Genomic DNA, 19142 nt, shown 5'->3' on the forward strand with positions numbered 1-19142 from the left:
ACCTCCCAGTGACAATCGACGTCGGCGTCATCGGCGTGGGCATGATCGGCCAGGACCACATCCGCCGGCTCACCCATGTCCTGTCGGGAGCGCGCGTCGCCGCGGTCACCGACGTCGACCTCGACCGTGCCCGCACGGTCGCGGCCGACCTCCCCGGATCGCCCACCGTCCACGACAGCGGCGAGGCCCTCATCGCCGACCCGGCGGTCGACGCCGTCGTCGTCACCTCGTGGGGGCCGACGCACGAGGGCTACGTCCTCGCGGCGATCGCGGCCGGCAAGCAGGTGTTCTGCGAGAAGCCGCTCGCCACCACCGAGGACGCCTGCTCGCGCATCGTCGACGCCGAGGTCGCCACCGGGCGCCGGCTCGTGTCGGTGGGCTTCATGCGCCGCTACGACGACCAGTACCGGGCGATGAAGGCCGTCGTCACCGGCGGGGAGATCGGGGCTGCGCTGGTCATGCACGCCGCGCACCGCAACCCGTCGGTGCCGGACTTCTTCACCAGCGACATGATCATCAACGACTCCACGGTCCACGACATCGACGTCGCCCGCTGGATGTTCGACGACGAGATCGCCGCGGTGACCGTGCTCAAGCCGCGGGTGTCGAGCAAGGCGCGCGCGGGCTTCAACGACCCGCTGCTCGTCCTGCTGGAGATGGCGTCGGGGGTGATCGTCGACGTCGAGGCCTCGGTCAACGCCGGGTTCGGCTACGACATCCGCGGCGAGGTCGTCTGCGAGGACGGCACCGTCGAGCTGTCGGAGAGCGCCGGCGCGATCGTCAAGGGCGCCGGGCGTTTCGGCGGCCGGGTCCCCACCGACTGGCGGGAGCGGTTCGTCCGCGCGTTCGACGCCGAGTTCCAGGCCTGGATCGACGCCGTCGCCGCCGGCGGCACGACCGGGCCGAGCGCCTGGGACGGCTACGCCGCCACCGTCGCGTGCGAGACCGGGTTGCGCGCGCTGGCCTCCGGGGTGCGTGAGCCGGTGACGATGCGCGAGCGGCCCGACCTCTACAAGGAGAGCTGAGGCGTGCGGATCGCGCTCGACCCGCACATGTACCACGCGCAGCTGTCGGTACCGGAGGAGCTGCGCCGCGCCGCGGACCTCGGGTACCGGTGGCTGGAGCTCTCGCCGCGCGCCGACTGGTTCTTCTGGCACCGCTACCCGAAGGCCGACGCTGCTCTGATCGCGGACGCCCGGAAAGCTGCCGCGGAGACGGGCGTGGGGTTCGCCAGCCTCGTGCCCGTGTTCGACTGGTCGAGCCCCGACGAGCAGGAACGCCAGGCCCAGGTCCGCAACTGGCGGCGGCTCCTGCAGATCGCCTCCGACCTGGACTGCCCTCTCGTCAACACGGAGCTGTCCGGCGACCCGAACGACGCGCGCCGCTCCGAGCACGCGTTCTACCGGTCGATGGAGGAGCTCGCGCCCGACTTCGAGCGCCTCGGCATCTCGCTGAACATCGAGGCCCACCCCTACGACTTCGCCGAGACCAACGACGACGCCGTGCAGATCGTCCGCGGGCTCGACCTGCCGTGGGTCGGCTACGTCTGGTGTGCGCCGCACGCGTTCCACCTCTCCGACGGTGTCGGGGACGCCGAGCGAATGCTCCGCTACGCCGCGCCCAAGCTGCGCCACGTCCACCTCGCGGACTGCTGGAACCACCGCGCCGGCGTCGGCAACCGCTACATCCTCAACCCGCCCGGCGTCGACGCGCGCATCCACCAGCACAACGAGATCGGCACCGGCGACGTCCCGTGGGACTCCGTGTTCGGCACCCTGCGCGACCTGCAGTTCGACGGCATCGCCACCGTCTGCGTCTTCGGCTGGGAGGACGACGCCGACGGCATCCACCGTCGGATGCTGGAACGGGTCACCACCGAACTCGGCACATCGGATCCGGAGGCAGAGTCATGAGCCGGGTCGCGATCGGGCTCGCGGGCCTGGGCCGGATGGGCCGCGTCCACCTCGGCAACCTCGCCGGGCGCTGCCCGTCGGCCATCCTGGCATGTGTCTACGACGTCGACCCCGTCGTCGCCGAGCAGGCCGCCGCCGAGTACGACGTGCCGTGGACCGCCTCGTTCGACGAGCTCCTCGACGCCTGCGACGCCGTCGCCGTCGCGACCTCCACGGCGTCACACGCCCCCCTCGTCGAGGCCGCAGCCGACGCCGGGAGGTCCGTGTTCTGCGAGAAACCCGTCTCGGCCGACCGGGCCTCGGCCGTCGCCGCGGTCGAGGCCGTCGAACGGGCCGGGGTGCTGCTGCAGGTCGGCTTCCACCGCCGCTACGACCCCGACTGGGCCGCCGCCGCGCGCCGCATCCACGACGGCGAGCTCGGCGAGGTCACGTTCTTCCGGACCTCGTTGCGTGACATGACCTCTCCCCCGGCGTCGTTCCTCACCGGGTCCGGCGGCTTCTTCACCGACGTCACCGTCCACGACCTCGACGTCGCCCGCTGGCTCGTCGGCGAGGTCGTCGAGGTCCATGCCCACGGCGCCGCCGCCAACCCGGAGTTCGCCCGCCTCGGCGACATCGACACCGCCGTCGTCGTGCTGCGCTTCGACAACGGCGCGCTCGGTGTGATCGACAACAGCCGCAGCGCCGGCTACGGCTACGAGTGCTCCACCGAGGTGATGGGCACCGCCGCCACCGCACGCATCGACGCCCCGCACCGCCACGGCTACGAGTGGCGCACTCCCGGCCTCGCCTCGCGGGACCTGGTGCGCGACTTCGAGCAGCGCTACCCCTACGCCTACGCTGCCGAGCTGGAGGCGTTCGCCCGCTGCGTCCTCACCGACACCGAGCCGCTCGCCGGTGGCCGCGACGCCATCGCCGCCTCCGACCTCGCCGAGGCCGCCACCCGGTCCTGGCGCACCGGGGCGCCCGTCCGCCTCAGCCCGCGCCGCACCGCCGCCGGGATCGACTACTCCTCGGAGGTCCCGGCATGACCGCTCGCGACCGGATCGCCGGCGCCCCCATCTCCTGGGGCGTGTGCGAGGTACCCGGCTGGGGACATCAGCTGCCCCCGGCCCGCGTGCTGGCCGAGATGCAGGAGGTCGGGCTGTCGGCCACCGAGCTGGGCCCCGACGGCTTCCTCCCCGCTTCGCCGGCCGCCATGGCATCGGTGCTGCAGCGACACCACCTCGACGCCATCGGCGGCTTCACCCCGCTGCTGCTGCACGTCGCCGGGCACGACCCCGTGCCGGAGGTCGAGAAGCTGCTGCGGGCCTACGCCGCGACCGGCTCGTCGACGATGGTGCTCTCCGCGATCACCGGCCAGGACGGCTACGACTCCCGTCCGGAGCTGGACGCCGGCGGCTGGGCGACGCTGCTGGGCAACCTCGACCGGCTCGCCGCCGTCGCCTCCGCCGCCGGCGTCCAGGCCGTCCTGCACCCGCACGTCGGGACGATGGTCGAGAACGGTGACGACGTCCGCCGCGTCCTGGAGGGCTCCGACATCGCGCTCTGCCTCGACACCGGGCACCTGCTCATCGGCGGCACCGACCCCGCGTCACTGGCCCGCCAGGCCCCCGAGCGGATCGCGCACACCCATTTCAAGGACGTCGACGCCTCGATGGCGCGCCAGGTCCAGGACGGGCGGCGCAGCTACACCGACGCCGTCCGCGACGGCATGTACCGCCCGCTCGGCACCGGCGACGTCGACTTCGCGTCCATCGTGGACTCGTTGCGCGGCAGGGACTACGACGGCTGGTACGTCCTGGAACAGGACACCATCCTCACCGAGGAGCCCCGCGGCGAGGGCCCCGTGGCCGATGTCCGGACCAGCGTCTCCCACCTGCGAGGGTTGCTCGGATGACCCTGCGCATCGGTGTCCTCGGCGCCGCCCGCATCTCCGGGCAGGCGATCGTCGACCCCGCCCGCGCCACCGGCGACCGGCTGGTCGCCGTCGCCGCCCGCGACCCCGCCCGCGCCAAGGACTTCGCCGCCGCTCACCACGTCGAGCGCGTCGTCGGCTCCTATGCCGAGCTGGTCGCCGACCCCGAGGTCGACGTCGTCTACAACCCCCTGGCCAACGCCTTCCACGGGCCGTGGAACCTCGCCGCCGTGCAGGCGGGCAGGCACGTCCTGACCGAGAAGCCGTTCGCCTCCAACGCCGCCGAGGCACGCGCGGTGCGCGACGCCGCCGTCGCCGCCGGGGTGACGATCGTCGAGGGCTTCCACTACGTGCACCATCCGGTGGCGCTCCGTCTTCGGTCTCTCGTCGAGTCGGGTTCTCTCGGCACGCTGCAGCGGATCGAGACGCACTTCCGGATGCCCGCTCCCCCGGACTCCGACCCGAGGTGGCAGCTCGACCTCGCCGGCGGCGCCACGATGGACCTCGGCTGCTACGCCCTGCACCTGCACCGGTTCCTCGGGTCCTCCCCGGCGGTGGTGTCGGCGCGGGCCGGGGAGCGGGCCGGGCACCCGGGTGTCGACGAGTGGCTCGAGGCCGACCTCGTCCACGCCGACGGCACCACCGGCCTCGCCCACTGCCACATGGCGTCCGACTTCTGGCAGATCACCTGCCGCGTCGTCGGCAGCCGCGGGGAGGCGTTGGCGCACAACATCGTCCTCCCGCAACAGGACGACCGCATCACGGTGACGATCGACGGCCGGGAACGCGTCGAGCACCTGGGCACCCGTTCGACGTACACGTACCAGCTGGAGGCGCTGGGCGCGCACCTGCGCGGCGAGAAGCCGTTCCCGTTGGACGTCGACGACGCGGTGGCGACGGCAGAACTGATCGACGCCGCCTACGCGGCCGCCGGCCTGTCCCCGCGCCCCTCCCGCCCCCTGTGAGTGGAGGCCTGACCTGGGCCGATGCATCCAGTTGTGATCATCGTCTGCGGGACATGGGCGCCAGGGGTGACGCGCAGGTCCCGAAGTCAGCTCACCCCGGCCCACGGTGATCCCGAACCGGTGGCCGCACCCGGAAAGCTCGGCCCCTGATCCGGCGCGTCAGACGACGGATTCGTCGCCCCACGCACCGGATCGGCGCGGGTTGGGGTCGCGTCCGGCTGCGGGCCGTCGCGCCGCCCGCGACCTCGTGCGCGGTAATGGTCGCCACAGCGACCGTTACCGCTCACAGGGTGGGGCTGTGGTGCCGCGAACGACCAGGGTCGGGGGCAGGACGACCTCGCGGTGTTCGGTCCGGGTGCCCTCCAGGCGCTCCACCGCCAGCTCGACGGCGCGCTCGGTCATCTCGTGGGTGTTCTGGCTGACCGTCGTGAGGTCGACATGGGCGAGGCGGGCGAGCGGGCTGTCGTCGTAGCCGATCACCGACACCTGCCCGGGGACGTCGATGCCGGCGCGGATCAGGACGTCGAGCAGGCCGACGGCGACGCGGTCGTTGAAGGCGACGACGGCGGTCGGGAGCTCGCCGTCCAGGAGCGTGTGGGCCGCGGCCGTGCCGGCCTCCTCGGACTGGTCGCCGGGAACGACGCGGGGCTCCGCCCCCAAGCGCCCCATCGCCTCCCGGTAGCCGCGGACGCGACCGGCGGCGATGTCGGTGGGGCCGCCGTCGACGTGGACGATCGCCCGGTGGCCGAGCCCGGCGAGGTACTCCACGGCGCGGGCGGTCCCTTCGTCGTCGGCAGCGCGCACGACGTCGACGCCTGCCGTCGCGGGCATCGGGCGACCCACGACGACGACGGGCAGCTGGGCGTCGAGCGCGGCCAGCCGGGCGGCGGGGGCGTCGGGGCCGAGCAGGATCAGCGCCTCGCAGCGGGAGTCGACGAGGGTCTCGACGGCGCGGGCCTCGTCGCGGGTGCGGGTGACGGTGGAGAGGACGAGGTCGTAGCCGCGGGTCTCGGCGACCTCGTGGAGGTCCTCGACGAGCTCGGCGTGGAAGCTGCTGCGGACCTCGAGCATCACGCCGAGCAGCCGGCTGCGGCGCCGTGCGAGGAGGCTGGCGGCGCGGTCGGCGCGGTAGCCGAGGCGGGCGGCGGCCTCGAGGACCTTTCCCCGGGTCTCGGCGCTGGGCCCGGGAACGCCGCGCAGCACGAGTGACACCGATGCCGTCGAGACCCCGACCTCGGCGGCGACGTCCTCCAGGCGTGGCCGTCGATCGGCCATCCACTCCCCCTGCATGTCTTGACAAGCGACGGTGACGGCTCGGATAGTACCCGTACTTAAAGCGCTTTAAATCAGCGACGACGGGAGCGCCATGACCGCCAGCACTGCCCAGCAGGTCGTCTACGACCCCTACTCGGCGGCCTTCAAGGACGATCCGTGGCCGGTCTACCGGCGGCTGCGCGACGAGGCCCCCGTCTACCACTCGCAGAAGTGGGGCTTCTGGGCGCTCTCCCGGTTCGAGGACGTGCGCGCCGCGGCCCGCGACCACGAGACCTACCTGTCGTTCGAGGGCATCGACATCGACGACACCGCCAAGGACATGAGCGCGCCGGGCTTCCTGCCCGACATCGACAACCCGCGCCACGACCAGCTGCGCCGCATCGTCCAGCGCACCTTCGTCCCGCGCACGATCGCCAAGCTGGAGGACGACGTCCGTCGCGTCGTCACCGGGCTCGTCGACCGGTTCGCCGACACCGGCACCGCCGACATCGCCCAGGACCTGGCGTGGCCCATCCCCTACGCGGTGTTCTTCGACGTGCTCGGCCTGCCGACGACCGGCTCGGACCGCGAGGACCTCGTCCGCTGGTCGCACGGGCTCAAGGACCGCGAGGACGACGACCCGCGCCTGACCCCCGTCGCGTGGGACGCCCTGCACGACACCAAGGACTACCTGGCCCACGTGCTCACCGAACGCCGCGCCCACCCGCGCGAGGACCTGCTGTCCACGCTCGTCACCGCCGAGGTCGACGACCACGACGGCGTGCCGTACGCCCCGGCGCGCATCGACCGCGACTCCGAGATCGTCGGGCTGGCGTTCGTGCTGTTCCTGGCCGGGGTGGAGAGCACGTCGGCTCTGCTGTCGACGGCGTTCCGCGAGCTGGCGCGCCACCCCGAGCAGGCGGCCGGGCTGGTCGCCGACCCGGCGGGCATCCCGGCCGCGGTCGAGGAGGCGCTGCGGTTCGACGCGCCGCTGCAGGTCGCGGGCCGGACCACGACGCGCGACGTCGAGCTGCACGGGGTCACGATCCCCGCGGGTGAGCGCGTGTTCCTCGTGTACGGGTCGGCCAACCGCGACGAGCGGCAGTTCGACGATCCCGACCGGTTCGACGTGACCCGCCCGCCGCAGCGGCACATGTCGTTCTCCGAGGGGCTGCACGGCTGCCTCGGCGCCCCGCTGGCCCGGCTGGAGGCCCGCGTGGCACTGGAGGTCGCGCTGCCGCGGCTGGGTCGCTTCGAGATCAGCGGTCCGCTGACCCGCTACCGCAGCACCCCCAACATGCGCGTCCTCGACAGCCTGCCCGTCTCCTTCACCCCGTCCGGGAGGACCTCGTGAGCCTGATGTCCCTGATCGAGGCGTCGAGTTCGAGACCGACGCCGTCGTCGTCTCGTGCGAGACGGCCGCGGACGGCGTCGTCGTCCTGTCCCTGCGCGCGCCGGACGGGCAACCGCTGCCGCGCTGGGAGCCCGGCGCGCACATCGACCTGGTCACCCCGGCCGGGCCACGGCAGTACTCGCTGTGCGGATCGCCGACCGCCGAGACCTGGCGCGTCGCGGTGCTGCGCGAGCCGGACGGTCGCGGCGGCAGTGCCTGGGCGCACGAACTGCGGGGCGGCGACACCGTCACCGTCCGCGGGCCGCGCAACCACTTCCCGCTGCTCGACGCGCCGCGCTACCTCTTCGTCGCCGGCGGCATCGGGATCACCCCGATCCTGACGATGGTCGCCGCGGCGGGGGCCGACTGGGAACTCGTGTACGGCGGACGCAGCCGCGCCTCGATGGCGTTCCTCGACGAGCTCGACGACCCGCGGGTGTCCGTCCGGCCGCAGGACGAGGGCGGGCTGCTCGACCTCGCCTTCCTCGACACGCCCCGGCCCGACACCCTCGTCTACTGCTGCGGGCCCGAGCCGCTGCTCGCCGCCGTCGAGAGCCGTTGTGCCGGCTGGCCCGCGGGCTCGCTGCGGGTGGAACGGTTCACCGCGAAGCCCCTCACCGGGCCGGTGCTCGACGGCTCGTTCGAGGTCGAGCTCGCCACCACCGGCCGGACCGTCACGGTGCCGCCGGACCGCTCGATCCTCGACGTCGTCGAGGAGGCCGGGGTGAGCGTGCTGTCGTCGTGCAGCGAGGGCACCTGCGGGACGTGCGAGACGCCGGTGCTGTCCGGGGAGATCGACCACCGCGACTCCGTGCTCACGCCCGAGGAGCAGGCCGTCGGCGACGCGATGATGATCTGTGTGTCGCGCGCCCGCTGCCCGAGGCTGGTGCTGGACCTGTGAAGCTCGGCGCCTACACGGCCTGCCTGCACGACCTCCCGCTGGCCGAGGCCCTGTCCGTGCTGCGCGAGCTCGGCCTCGACGCCGCCGAGGTCGGCTCCGGTGGCTTCCTGCCGACGCCGCACCTGCCCGTCGACCTGCTGCGCGGCAGCGCGACGGCGCGCGAGGAGTACCTCGGCACGTTCGCCGCCGCCGGCGTCGAGCTGACGACGCTCAACTGCAACGGCAACCCGCTGCACCCCGACCCGGCGGTCCGGGAGGAGCACGCCGCCGACGTGCTGGCCTCGATCGAGGTGGCGGCACTGTTCGGGGTGCGCCGCGTCCGTCACGATGTCGGGGCTGCCGGCGTCCGACCCGGCAGGGCTGCGCCCGGCGTGGACCGTGCTGCCCTGGGAGAGCAGCCAGCTCGACGCCCGCGACCACCAGTGGAACGACGTCGCGATCCCCTGGTGGCGCCTCGTGCAGGACCGCGCGGCCGACGCCGACGTGCACGTCTGCATCGAGATGCACCCGCACAACGTCGTCTACAACCCGGCGACGATGCTGCGGCTGGCCACGGAGATCGGTGCGACGCACGTCGGCGCCGAGATGGACCCCAGCCACCTGTTCTGGCAGCACATCGACCCGATCGCCGCCCTGGACGCGCTCGGCGGCCTGGTCCGCAACGCCGCCGCCAAGGACACCCGCATCAACCCGGCGGCCGCCGTCAACGGGGTGCTCGACGACCGGTTCGGCCGTGTCGGTCCCGACGAGCCCGGCGCCGTCGGGTTGGGCGGGCGGTACACGCTGAGCCGGTGGCCCGACGGTGCGTCGTGGGACTTCGTGGCGGTCGGGCGGGGGCACGACGTCGCGTTCTGGACGGCGTTCCTCGCCGCGCTGGAGCGGATCGACCCGGACATGGCGGTCGCGATCGAGCACGAGGACGCCGAGCTGGGTCAGCGCGAGGACCTCGGTGTCGCCGCCCGGACCCTGCTCGCGGCGCGCGCCGCGATCGCGGCGCCGGCGTGAGCCGGCCCGAGTGCCGGGAAGCGGTCAGGAATCGAGAAGTACACGTCGCGGCGCCCCCGCTACCGTCGCGATCATGACGAACAGCGACAAAACGGACGCCCGCCCGGGGCGCCTCTCACTGTGGTTCCAGCGGCGGTCGAACACGAGGACCGTCGCGCGGGTCCGGGCCGGGAAGGGCCGGTCGATGGGCATGGACCTGCTCGTCCTGACCACGACCGGCCGGCGGACCGGCCGGCGCCACGACACCCCGCTGTCCTGGTTCGCCGAGGGGGAGGCCTGGCTGGTCGTCGCCTCGGGCGGCGGCGCCGGGTCGCCGCAGTGGTTGCGCAACCTCGTCGCGGACCCGGACGGTGCGGCCGTCGAGCTCCCCGGGCAGGGCCCGCGGCCCGTCAGGTCCGAGGTCCTCGACGGTCCGGAGCGTGAGCGGGCCTGGGCCCGCATCGTCGCGGCCCAGCCGCGCTACGCCAAGTACCAGGGCAGGTCGGAGCGGGTCTATCCGGTCGTGCGCCTCACCGCGCGCTGACGGCCCGACCCGGTCCGGTGGAGGTCGCGTCGCTGCGCCGGAGAGACGCACTCGGCGGTGTGGACGAACATGTCGAGCCACTGGATCGACCCGTCGGGGAGTGCGGCACCGATGTGGGCCAGGCGCAGGTACTGCTCGTCACGGCCGATCGCACCGAAGCAGCGTTCGCAGAGCCGGAGTGGGCGTGTATCGGACATGGCTGGATTGTGACCAACGATGATTTCCTGCCAACAGGTGGACAGAAGTCGTTGTGCATCGATATCCGGCCAAGTACGGTCGCCTCGTGGTCAGCAGCGTCGCGGTGCTCGCGCTCGACGAGATGATCGTCTTCGAGTTCGGCGTGCTCTGCGAGGTCTTCGGCCTCGACCGCACCGGGGACGGCATCCCGCCGATCGAGTTCCGCACCTGCGGCGCCGTCGCCCACCAGCCCGTCCGCACCGTCGAGGGGCTGCACATCGTGCCCGGCCACGGGCTCGACGGCCTGCTCGGCGCCGACCTCGTCGCGCTGCCCGCGACCAACATGCGGACCTTCCCCGACGAGGTGCTCGACGCCGTCCGGGCCGCGGCGGCCGCGGGCTCCACCGTGCTGACCATCTGCTCGGGCGTGTTCGTCGCCGGCGCCGCCGGCCTGCTCGACGGGCGCCGCTGCACGTCGCACTGGCGCAACGTCGACGAGCTGCGCGCGCGGCACCCGCTGGCGATCGTCGACCCCGACGTCCTGTTCGTCGACGACGGCAACCTCGTCAGCAGCGCCGGCTCGGCAGCCGGGATCGACGCCTGCCTGCACGTGGTGCGCCGCTCCCTCGGCAGCGCCGCGGTGAACACGATCGCCCGCCTGATGGTGGTCGCGCCCCAGCGCGAGGGCGGGCAACGCCAGTTCCTCGACCAGCCGGTGCCCGAGTGCACCCACGCCGCGATCGCGCCGACGCTCGACTGGGTGCTCACCCACCTCGACCGCGAGCACACCGTCGTGGACCTGGCGCGGCGGTCGCTCATGTCCGAACGCAGCTTCTCGCGCCGCTTCCTCGCCGAGACCGGCACGACGCCGCACCGGTGGATCACCCAGCAGCGGGTGCTACGGGCGCGCCAGCTGCTCGAACAGACCGGGCTCGGCATCGACGAGGTGGCTCGCACCTGCGGGTTCGGCACCCCCGCGATGTTGCGTCACCACTTCCGCAAGGCCGTCGGCGTCACCCCCGGCGACTACCGGCGCACCTTCCACGAGAGCGCGGCGGCGCGCGCCCGCCGGCCCGTGGCCGCGGCCGGGTCCTGAACGCGGCCGGCCCCTCGCTCACCGGGTGCGCAGGGGCGCGGGGTCGGGGCTGTTGAACGGCGTCACGACCTGGACCGTCGACGGCCAGGAGTGGATGCCGCCGGGCAGGGCACCGTGGGCCTGCATGACGACCTGGCAGGCGCGGCGCAGGTCCTGGCCGAGGTCGTGGTGCAGCACCACCGAGATCGCGCCGCTGCGCAGCAGCGCGGCGTTGTCCTCGTCGAGGTCGTGGGCGACGAACACGCGGTACGCGCGGCGCCGGGCGGCGAAGGCGTCGACGATCGCGCGGTTGCCCCCGCCCGCGGAGTAGACGGCGACGATCCCCGGGTGCGCGTCGAGGGCGGCGCCCGCGCGGTCGGCCATCGTCGCGTCGAGGCCGTCGGTCCCGTCGGCGACGACCACGTCGCGGTGGCGCGCCCGCGAGCGCAGGGCGCCGCGGAACCCCGTCACGCGTTCCTCCTCACCGCGGAAGCTGCTGCGCGACACGGTGAGCAGCACGTCGCCGGGACGGTCGCCGAGCCACTGTTCGATCAGGTAGGCGGCGGTCGCGCCCGCCGCGGGGTTGTCGATGCCGGCGTAGGCGATGCGGCCGCTGGCAGGGACGTCGGTCACGAAGGTGACGACGGGGATGCCCGCCGCGACGACCCGCCGCGCGGCCCCGGCGACCTCGGCGGCGTCGGGTGCCTTGAGCAGGACGCCGTGCGATCCGCGCCGGGCGATCCGGTCCAGGACCGCGACGGTGTCGTCGGGTGATCCGGACTCGCGCAGGTGGAAGCGGGCGCGGAACACGGCGGGCCGCAGGCCGGGCAGCTCGGCCTCCAGCGCGGCGCGGACGGCGTCGGAGAAGCGGTGGGGCGCCTGCATGACGACGTCGACGACGAACGTCGCGCCGGTGAGCCGCACCTGGGTGGCCTGGCGTTCCAGCTCGGCGACGGCCTGCTCGACGGCGCGCACGGTCCCGGCGCGGACGCCGCCGCGGCGGTTGAGGACGCGGTCGACGGTCGCGTCGCTGACCCCGGCCTGCCGGGCGACGTCGCGGATCGGGAAGGCGTGCACCACCCGTCGATTTTGAGGGTTTCTCGACGGTTTTCCGAGGGTCCGCGAGCCGGACCGCGCCCTAGCGTCGGTACGGACGGACCCCACCACCAGGGAGCATGCGATGACGCAGACCCGCACGTCCCCCCTGCTCGACGACCTCGTCGAGGTCCTGACCGACCGCACCGACATCGCGTCGTACCCGCACGCGGCGGAGGTCCTCGACGAGGTGCTCGTCTACGACGCCGACGGCCTGCGCGCCGCCCCCGCCGACGAGGTGGTGCGGGCGTTCGGCGAGGGCCCGGGCGTGGTCGTGGTCCGCGGCGCCCTGGACCCGGCGGTGGTCGGCCGGGCGAGCGCGGTGTTCGCCGAGCTGATCGCGGAGCAGCGTGCCACGGGCACGGCGTCGGGCGACCACTTCGCGCCGCCCGGCACGAACGACCGGGTGTGGAACGCGCTGGAGAAGCTCGCGGTCCGGGCGCCGGAGGTGTTCCTCGACTACTACTCCTGCGACGTCGTCGCGCTGGTGTCGCAGGCGTGGCTGGGCCCGGGCTACCAGGTGACGTCGCAGGTTAACGTCGTGAACCCGGGCGGGACGGCGCAGGTCGGGCACCGCGACTACCACCTGGGCTTCCTGTCACCGGGGCAGATCGCGCGCTACCCCGCGCACGTGCACCGGCTGTCGCCCGTGCTGACGCTGCAGGGCGCGGTCGCGCACGGCGACATGCCGGTCGAGAGCGGTCCGACGCTGTACCTGCCGCATTCGCAGAAGTACGCCGACGGCTACCTGGCGACGACCCGCCCCGAGTTCCGCGCCTACTTCGAGGAGCACCACGTGCAATTGCCGCTGCGCATCGGGGACGCCGCGTTCTTCAACCCGGCGGTGATCCACGGGGCGGGCACGAACCGGTCGAGCGACGTCCGGCGCACGGCGAACCTGCTGCAGATCTCGTCGGCGTTCGGGCGGGCGATGGAGAGCGTCGACCGGGAGCGGGTGTGCCGGGCGGTCTATCCGGGTCTGCGGGCCCGGGCCGCGCTGGGGCTCCCGGTCGAGCACGCCGTGGCCGCGGCGGCGGAGGGTTACCCGTTCCCGACGAACCTCGACCTCGACCCGCCCGTCGACGGGCTCGCCCCGCCCTCGCAGGCCGATGTCGTGCACCGCGCCCTGCGCGAGGGCCAGGACGAGGAGACGTTCGCGGCGACGCTGCGCCGCCACGCCGCGCGCAGGCGGACGTCGTGAGGATCGGCCTGGCCGGTCTCGGCCGGATCGGCACCGTCCATGCCCGTACGCTCGCCGGTCTCGACGCGGTGGGCTCGCTCGTCGTCGCCGACGCGGTGCCGGAGGTGACCGACCGGGTGTCGCGGGCGGTCGGTGCCGAGCCCGCCCCGTCGGTCACGGCGTTGCTCGCGGACGGGATCGACGGGCTGGTCGTGGCCGCGGCGACCGACGCCCATCCGGCGCTGTTGCGCGCGGCGGTCGACGCCGGGATCCCGGTGTTCTGCGAGAAGCCGGTCGCCGCGACGCCGCAGGAGGCGCTGCGGCTGCGCGCCGAGCTGGCCGGGCGCGACGAGCGGGTGCAGATCGACTTCCCCCGCCGGTTCGACGCGGCGTTCGTCGCCGCCCGGGCCGCGGTGGCGGCCGGCGAGCTGGGGCACGTGCACACCGTGCGGTCGACGACGCTGGACCCGGCGCCGCCGCCGGCGGCGTACCTCGCGGTGTCGGGCGGCATCTTCCACGACTGCGCCGTCCACGACTTCGACGCCGTGCGCTGGGTGACCGGCCGTGACGTCGTCGAGGTCTACGCGACGGGTGACGACGGCGGCGATCCCGTCTACACCGCGATCGGTGACGCGCACACGGTGTCGTCGATCCTGACGCTCGACGACGGCGCGCCGGCCGTGGTGTCGAACGCCCGGCGCAACGCGCGCGGCTACGACGTGCGGCTGGAGGTGCACGGGACCGCCGACAGCGTCGCGGCGGGTCACGACGACGGGCTGCCGCTGCGCCGCACCGAGCCCGGCGCGCCCGCCCCGGGCCCGGCGCACACGTTCTTCATGGACCGCTTCGCCGAGGCGTTCCGGGCCGAGCTGGTGGCGTTCACCGAGGTCGTCGCCGGGACACGGCCGTCGCCGTGCACGGTGGCCGACGCGGTCGCGGCGACCCTCGTCGCCGAGGCCGCGACGCGGTCGCGGAGGGAGCGCCGTCCCGTCCGGGTCCGGGACATCGAGAACGGAGAGTAGACAGCGTCGCTATCCGATAGTTACGCTATCCACGTGCGCGTCTCCGAACTCAGCCAGGCGACCGGGGTCCCGGTCCCGACGATCAAGTACTACCTCCGCGAGGGCCTGCTCCCCCGCGGCGAGACGACGACATCGCCCAACCAGGCGTCCTACGGGGACGCGCACGTCACCCGGCTACGGCTGATCCGCTCACTGCTCGACGTCGGCGGGCTCTCCGTCGCCACCGTGCGCGACGTGCTCCTCGCCGTCGACGATCCGGCCACGTCCCTGCACGACGTGCTCGGCCGCACCGTCAGGACGGTCACCGCCGCCGGCGCCGACCCCGACGACGAGCACCACGCCCGCGCGCGCACCCGCCTCGACGCGCTGGTCGCCGACCTCGGCTGGCAGGTCAGCGCGCAGGCGCCGGCCCGCGCGGCAGCCGTCAGCGCGCTGGCCACGATCTACCGGCTGGGCCTGGAGAACCTCGACGGCCTCGCCGACGTCTACGCCCGCGCCGCCGAACAGGTCGCCGAGGCCGACCTGGGCTCGGTCGCCCGGGTCGCCGACCGCGACCTGCGCGTGCAGACCGCCCTGGTCGGCACCGTCGTCGGCGACGCCCTCCTCGCCGCCCTGCGCCGCATGGCCCAGGAACACACGTCCGCCAAGCACTTCCCACCCGAACAGGAGCAGCGATGACCACCCTGCACACCGCCTACCGCTGGCACCGACCGCTCATGGCCCTCGCCGCCGCGATGGCGGTCCTGACCGTCGTCGGGATCGTCGGCATGGTCGTCGACGACCGCGTCCTGACCGGGTTGCCGATCTGGGACAAACCCACGAAGTTCGCGATCTCGATCGCGATCTACGCCGTCGCCTGGGCCTGGCTGATCTCGCAGCTGCGGGTGCAGCGGCGCCGCGCCTGGTGGGCGGGGACGATCTCGGCGGCGTTCCTGGCCGTGGAGGTCGTCGTCATCGTGACCCAGGTCGTGCGGGGTACGACCAGCCACTTCAACAACGCCACCACGTTCGACGCCGTGATGTGGCGCGCGATGGGCATCTCGATCGTCATCGTCTGGCTCGCGACGCTCTACGTCTGCGCGCAGCTGTTCCGCCGCCGCGACGGCGAACCCGCCCGCACCCTCGCGATCCGCGCCGGTTCGGTGCTCGCGCTGATCGGCATGGCGCTCGGGTTCCTGATGACCGTCCCGACCGCGGCCCAGATCGCCGAGGGCGGCGACATCATCGGCGCCCACAGCGTCGGCCTCGCCGACGGCGGGCCGGGCCTGGCGCTGCTCGGGTGGAGCACCGTCGGCGGTGACCTGCGCATCCCGCACTTCGTCGGAATGCATGCGCTGCAGGCGATCCCGCTCGTGCTCGTGGCCCTCGAGCTGCTCGCGCCGCGGGTCCCCGCGCTCGCGTCGTCGCCGGTGCGCCGCCGGCTCGTGTGGGTCGCGACGGGCGCCTACACCGGGCTGCTGGCCGTCCTGACCTGGCAGGCGCTGCGCGGGCAGCCGGTCGTGGCGCCGGATGCGGCAACCCTCACCGCGGCGGGCGCGGTGCTCGTCGCGACGGTCGTGGCCGCCGCCCTCGCGCTGCGCGCCGGCCGCGACGACCCGGCTCCGGTCGCGGTGCCGGCCGAAGCCGGTGCTCGTGCCGGTGCCGAACCGGACCTTCTCCTCGTCGACGTCCATGGTCACGTTCCGGGAGCAGGGGACAGCAGCGTGACGACGCTGGAGTCGTCGCGGGCGTCCATCCCCGCGGCGTGCCCCAACAGGTAGAGCTGTTGCGCCGCAGCGGCCAGCGGCAGCGGGACGCGCGCGGTGCGGCCGGCGTCGGTGACGATGCCCATGTCCTTGACGAAGATGTCGAGCCGCGACCGGACCTCGACGTCCCCGGCCGGCGCGGCGTAGGCCGCGGCCATCCGCGGGCCGCGGTCGGCGAGCATGAACGAGCCCGCCGCGCCGGCGGACAACGTCTCGACGACGGTCGCCGGGTCGAGCCCCAGCCCGCGGGCCAGCGCCACCGCCTCGGCGGCCGCGGCGATGTGGACGCCGGCGAGGAGCTGGTTCACCGTCTTCATCGACTGCCCGTCGCCGGGGTGCTCCCCCACGACCGCGAGCGTGGAGGCGAGCCGGTCGAGCACCGGCCGCGCCCGGTCGAGCGCCTCCCCGCAGCCGCCGACGACGACCAGCAGGTCGCCCTCCGCGGCGCGGGCCGGGCCGCCGCTGACCGGCGCGTCCACGAGCGCGACGCCGTGCTGCCGCAGGTCCGGCGCGAGGGCGCGGGCCGCGGCCGGGCCGATCGTGCTGGTCAGGACGACGAGCCCGCCGGTACCGAGTGCGGCCGCGGCACCGTCGGCGCCGAAGAGCGCCGCCCGGACCTGGGCCTCGTCGCGCACGGCGAGCAGCGCGATCCCGCCCGCAACGACGGCGCCGGCGGGGCTCGCCGCCGACCGCACACCCGACCCTTCGGCGAGTGACCGGCGCTGCGCGCTCACGTCGAACCCGCTCACGGTGAACGCCCCGGCGAGGCGGGCGGCCGTCGGCAGCCCCATCGCGCCCAGGCCGAGCACAGCCACGTCGGTCATCGGATCCCCCGCAGCACGGTGAGCGCGTCGAGCAGCCCGGCGTCGTCGCCGACGTTGCCCGCGAACACGACGTAGGGGATGCCGCGGGCGGGTCCGGCGACCGGTTCCCACACCGAGACGATCCCCGGCAGCAGCGTCCCGCGGGCCCACGCGCGGGCGATCCCGAGCGCTCCGGTCGCGGTGTCCGACGACGTGATCCCGCCCTTCGCGACGACGAACCGCGGCCGCGCCCGGGCGAGGACCTCGGCGACGACGCCGACCACGGATGCGCTGACCGTGCGGGCGATGGCGAGGCTCTCCTCGGCGTCCGCGCCGGTGACGAGGGTGCGGCTGGTGCGCAGGACGACGTCGGCGTCACCGCCCAGCAGATCGACCACCGCGGCCGCGACGGCGCCGGCGTGGGCCCCCCGGCGGGCCGGGTCGAGCAGCGTGGGGACGTCGAGCTCGACGTCCGTGGTGCCGCCCGCGGCGCGCAGCCGGTCGAGCTGGCGGGTCGTCAGCCCGACGTGGGAGCCCACGACGACGAGCCCGTTCGGGACCGGGGTGCGGGCGTCGGCGGGGTCGGCGCCCGCTGCGTGCAGGTCGTCGGCCGCGAGCGGGGCGCGGGCGGTCTGCCCGAGCCGAGCCCGGACGAACGACGGCCCGGACCGGTGCACGAACCGCTTCCCCGCCGCCTCCGCGGCGAGCAGCCCCTCGACGAGCACGCGCAGGTCGTCGTCGGTGGCGGCGTCCACGACGACGGGCTGCGCGTCGGTGAGGCCACCGAGGACGGCGGCGACCCGGGTGGGCCCGCCGCCGCGCAGGTCGGTGAGCGTGAGGGTCGCGACGGCGCCGCGGCCCACCCGCCCGCCGGTCTTCTCCGCGACCCAGTCGCGCAGGTCGGCGTTGGTGTAGCCGAAGGTGGCGTCACGGGCGAACTCGCTGTGCGACACGGGGATCATCCCGTCGGCGGTGCGCATCCAGTGCACCGAGCCGACGGTGAGCCTGCCCGGTTCGATCATCGCGGGCACGATGACGATGCCGTCGACGGGCGCCCCGGCCGCCGCGGCGGCGCGGACGAGGACGTCGGTCTCTGCCGGGAAGTGGCCACGCAGCGTGGAGTCGCTGCGCGACACCAGCATGTGGTCGACCCCCGCCTCGGCCGCGGCCCGGGCGACAGCGGCGGCGACCTCCTCCCCCAGGGCGACGGCGTCGGCCTCGGCGAGGCTGCGGGTGTTGGTGAGCACGAAGAACCCCGGGGTGTCCTGGGCGAAGGCCCACGCGAGGTCGTCGGGCTCCCAGGCGGTGAGGACGGGGACGTCGGCGACGGACTGGGTGCCGGTCGGGTCGTCGTCGAGCACGACGACGCGGCGCCCGGCGGCGACCCGGCGGGCGAGCCCGCCCGCGTCGACCCGCAACGGCGGCGGGTAGCCGCGGACCAGGTCGTCGACGTCGACGGGCCCCGTCACCGCGGGCAGCGGGATCACGACGACCCGCCCAGGACGTGCTCGCGCAGGTCGGCCAGGGTCTGGTTCATGTGCGACTCCATGGCGTCGCGGGCCCGGTCGGGATCGGCCGCGGCGAGCGCGTCGACGATCCGCGCGTGCTCGGCGAGGGCGTGCTCGCGGATCCGGGGCACCGACGAGGTCTGGCGGCGCGCCGCGACCGGCAGCGTGCCGAACGGTTCGAGCAGGAAGGGGACGAACACGTTGCCGGTGGCGCGCAGGACGGTGTCGTGGAAGGCGATGTCGGCCTCGACGAACCGGTCGACCTCCCCCGCCTCCGACGCCGCGCGCATCTGCGCCACGCAGGCCCGCAGCTGGGCGAGGTGGTCGTCGCCACGGCGGGACGCGGCGAGCCGGGCAGCCCCGACCTCGACCATCCGGCGGGCCTCCAGCAGCAGCTCCGGAACCGCCGAGCCGTGCTGGGTGCGCACGAGCAGGTCCAGCGAGCGCCACCGCTCCGGCGGCGTCACGTAGGTGCCGAGGCCGCGGCGGACCTCCAGCACGTTGGTGGCGCGCAGGATGCGGACGGCCTCCCGGACGGTGAGCCGGCTGGCGCCGTGGGCGGTGGCGAGCTCGCCCTCGGGCGGCAGCGCGGTGCCGGCGGGGTAGCGGCCGGCGACGACAGCATCGAGCAGCGCGTCGGCGACGGTCTCGGCCAGCGTCGGCAC

At 74.3% G+C, this 19142-nt stretch carries 20 protein-coding genes; 14 read left to right on the forward strand and 6 right to left on the reverse strand.

Annotation, left to right across the window (positions count from 1 at the left end):
* Positions 1-8: 8 nt before the first annotated feature.
* Genes AB7F12_RS25525 through AB7F12_RS25545 form a run of 5 tightly spaced genes read left to right on the forward strand, consistent with a single transcriptional unit; the run spans position 9 to position 4796 of the window.
* Complete coding sequence (locus AB7F12_RS25525) at positions 9-1025, forward strand: Gfo/Idh/MocA family oxidoreductase (RefSeq protein WP_428498145.1); 1017 nt, start codon at positions 9-11, stop codon at positions 1023-1025.
* Between the two features lie 3 nt (positions 1026-1028).
* Complete coding sequence (locus AB7F12_RS25530; protein ID WP_428498146.1) at positions 1029-1913, forward strand: sugar phosphate isomerase/epimerase family protein; 885 nt, start codon at positions 1029-1031, stop codon at positions 1911-1913.
* Complete coding sequence (locus AB7F12_RS25535) at positions 1910-2944, forward strand: Gfo/Idh/MocA family oxidoreductase (RefSeq protein ID WP_428498147.1); 1035 nt, start codon at positions 1910-1912, stop codon at positions 2942-2944. Before AB7F12_RS25530 ends, AB7F12_RS25535 begins: the two co-directional genes overlap by 4 nt.
* On the forward strand, positions 2941-3813 hold the full coding sequence (locus AB7F12_RS25540) for a TIM barrel protein (RefSeq protein WP_428498148.1): 873 nt from the start codon (positions 2941-2943) through the stop codon (positions 3811-3813). Before AB7F12_RS25535 ends, AB7F12_RS25540 begins: the two co-directional genes overlap by 4 nt.
* The gene (locus AB7F12_RS25545) at positions 3810-4796 is read left to right on the forward strand and encodes a Gfo/Idh/MocA family protein (RefSeq protein WP_428498149.1); all 987 of its coding nucleotides are present in this window, start codon (positions 3810-3812) and stop codon (positions 4794-4796) included. Before AB7F12_RS25540 ends, AB7F12_RS25545 begins: the two co-directional genes overlap by 4 nt.
* A 276-nt stretch (positions 4797-5072) precedes the next feature.
* Here AB7F12_RS25545 and AB7F12_RS25550 read toward each other — a convergent pair whose 3' ends face one another.
* Entirely contained in the window at positions 5073-6071 is a 999-nt protein-coding gene (locus AB7F12_RS25550; RefSeq protein ID WP_428498150.1) for a LacI family DNA-binding transcriptional regulator, read from the reverse strand.
* A gap of 91 nt (positions 6072-6162) precedes the next feature.
* On the opposite strand from AB7F12_RS25550, the gene AB7F12_RS25555 reads away from it, so the two are divergent.
* From AB7F12_RS25555 to AB7F12_RS25570, 4 genes are all read left to right on the forward strand, one after another.
* A complete protein-coding gene (locus tag AB7F12_RS25555) occupies positions 6163-7404 on the forward strand; it encodes a cytochrome P450 (protein WP_428498151.1) in 1242 nt (413 codons plus the stop codon).
* An 85-nt stretch (positions 7405-7489) separates the two neighbouring features.
* Complete coding sequence (locus AB7F12_RS25560) at positions 7490-8344, forward strand: PDR/VanB family oxidoreductase (RefSeq protein WP_428498183.1); 855 nt, start codon at positions 7490-7492, stop codon at positions 8342-8344.
* 327 nt (positions 8345-8671) lie between these two features.
* Complete coding sequence (locus AB7F12_RS25565; protein ID WP_428498152.1) at positions 8672-9349, forward strand: sugar phosphate isomerase/epimerase family protein; 678 nt, start codon at positions 8672-8674, stop codon at positions 9347-9349.
* A gap of 73 nt (positions 9350-9422) precedes the next feature.
* The gene (locus tag AB7F12_RS25570; RefSeq protein WP_428498153.1) at positions 9423-9872 is read left to right on the forward strand and encodes a nitroreductase/quinone reductase family protein; all 450 of its coding nucleotides are present in this window, start codon (positions 9423-9425) and stop codon (positions 9870-9872) included.
* Here AB7F12_RS25570 and AB7F12_RS25575 read toward each other — a convergent pair.
* Positions 9842-10069, reverse strand: coding sequence for a hypothetical protein (locus AB7F12_RS25575; RefSeq protein ID WP_428498154.1), 228 nt, complete (start codon positions 10067-10069; stop codon positions 9842-9844). The two genes, AB7F12_RS25570 and AB7F12_RS25575, sit on opposite strands and share 31 nt — an antisense overlap.
* A gap of 86 nt (positions 10070-10155) precedes the next feature.
* Here AB7F12_RS25575 and AB7F12_RS25580 point away from each other — a divergent pair, with 86 nt between their 5' ends.
* A complete protein-coding gene (locus tag AB7F12_RS25580; protein ID WP_428498155.1) occupies positions 10156-11145 on the forward strand; it encodes a helix-turn-helix domain-containing protein in 990 nt (329 codons plus the stop codon).
* Positions 11146-11163: 18 nt separating this feature from the next.
* Here the strand turns inward: AB7F12_RS25580 and AB7F12_RS25585 are convergent, their stop codons facing one another.
* A complete protein-coding gene (locus tag AB7F12_RS25585) occupies positions 11164-12204 on the reverse strand; it encodes a LacI family DNA-binding transcriptional regulator (RefSeq protein WP_428498156.1) in 1041 nt (346 codons plus the stop codon).
* Positions 12205-12304: 100 nt separating this feature from the next.
* Here AB7F12_RS25585 and AB7F12_RS25590 point away from each other — a divergent pair, with 100 nt between their 5' ends.
* The 4 genes from AB7F12_RS25590 to AB7F12_RS25605 are packed head-to-tail and all read left to right on the forward strand — an operon-like array spanning position 12305 to position 16181.
* Complete coding sequence (locus AB7F12_RS25590; RefSeq protein ID WP_428498157.1) at positions 12305-13420, forward strand: phytanoyl-CoA dioxygenase family protein; 1116 nt, start codon at positions 12305-12307, stop codon at positions 13418-13420.
* The gene (locus tag AB7F12_RS25595; protein WP_428498158.1) at positions 13417-14421 is read left to right on the forward strand and encodes a Gfo/Idh/MocA family protein; all 1005 of its coding nucleotides are present in this window, start codon (positions 13417-13419) and stop codon (positions 14419-14421) included. The genes AB7F12_RS25590 and AB7F12_RS25595 overlap by 4 nt, the downstream gene beginning before the upstream one ends.
* A 33-nt stretch (positions 14422-14454) precedes the next feature.
* The gene (locus tag AB7F12_RS25600; protein ID WP_428498159.1) at positions 14455-15099 is read left to right on the forward strand and encodes a MerR family transcriptional regulator; all 645 of its coding nucleotides are present in this window, start codon (positions 14455-14457) and stop codon (positions 15097-15099) included.
* Positions 15096-16181 (forward strand): hypothetical protein, encoded by a 1086-nt coding sequence (locus AB7F12_RS25605; protein WP_428498160.1) that lies wholly within the window; start codon positions 15096-15098, stop codon positions 16179-16181. Before AB7F12_RS25600 ends, AB7F12_RS25605 begins: the two co-directional genes overlap by 4 nt.
* Here AB7F12_RS25605 and AB7F12_RS25610 read toward each other — a convergent pair.
* Genes AB7F12_RS25610 through AB7F12_RS25620 form a run of 3 tightly spaced genes read right to left on the reverse strand, consistent with a single transcriptional unit; the run spans position 16097 to position 19142 of the window.
* Positions 16097-16990: an NAD(P)-dependent oxidoreductase gene (locus AB7F12_RS25610; protein ID WP_428498161.1), complete on the reverse strand. Its 894-nt coding sequence runs from the start codon at positions 16988-16990 to the stop codon at positions 16097-16099. The two genes, AB7F12_RS25605 and AB7F12_RS25610, sit on opposite strands and share 85 nt — an antisense overlap.
* A complete protein-coding gene (locus tag AB7F12_RS25615) occupies positions 16987-18456 on the reverse strand; it encodes a four-carbon acid sugar kinase family protein (RefSeq protein WP_428518015.1) in 1470 nt (489 codons plus the stop codon). Before AB7F12_RS25615 ends, AB7F12_RS25610 begins: the two co-directional genes overlap by 4 nt.
* Positions 18453-19142, reverse strand: a complete 690-nt coding sequence (locus AB7F12_RS25620) for a FadR/GntR family transcriptional regulator (RefSeq protein WP_428498163.1) — start codon at positions 19140-19142, stop codon at positions 18453-18455. The genes AB7F12_RS25615 and AB7F12_RS25620 overlap by 4 nt, the downstream gene beginning before the upstream one ends.

It is taken from the genome of Pseudonocardia sp. (genome assembly GCF_050250275.1).
Classification (GTDB): Bacteria; Actinomycetota; Actinomycetes; order Mycobacteriales; family Pseudonocardiaceae; genus Pseudonocardia.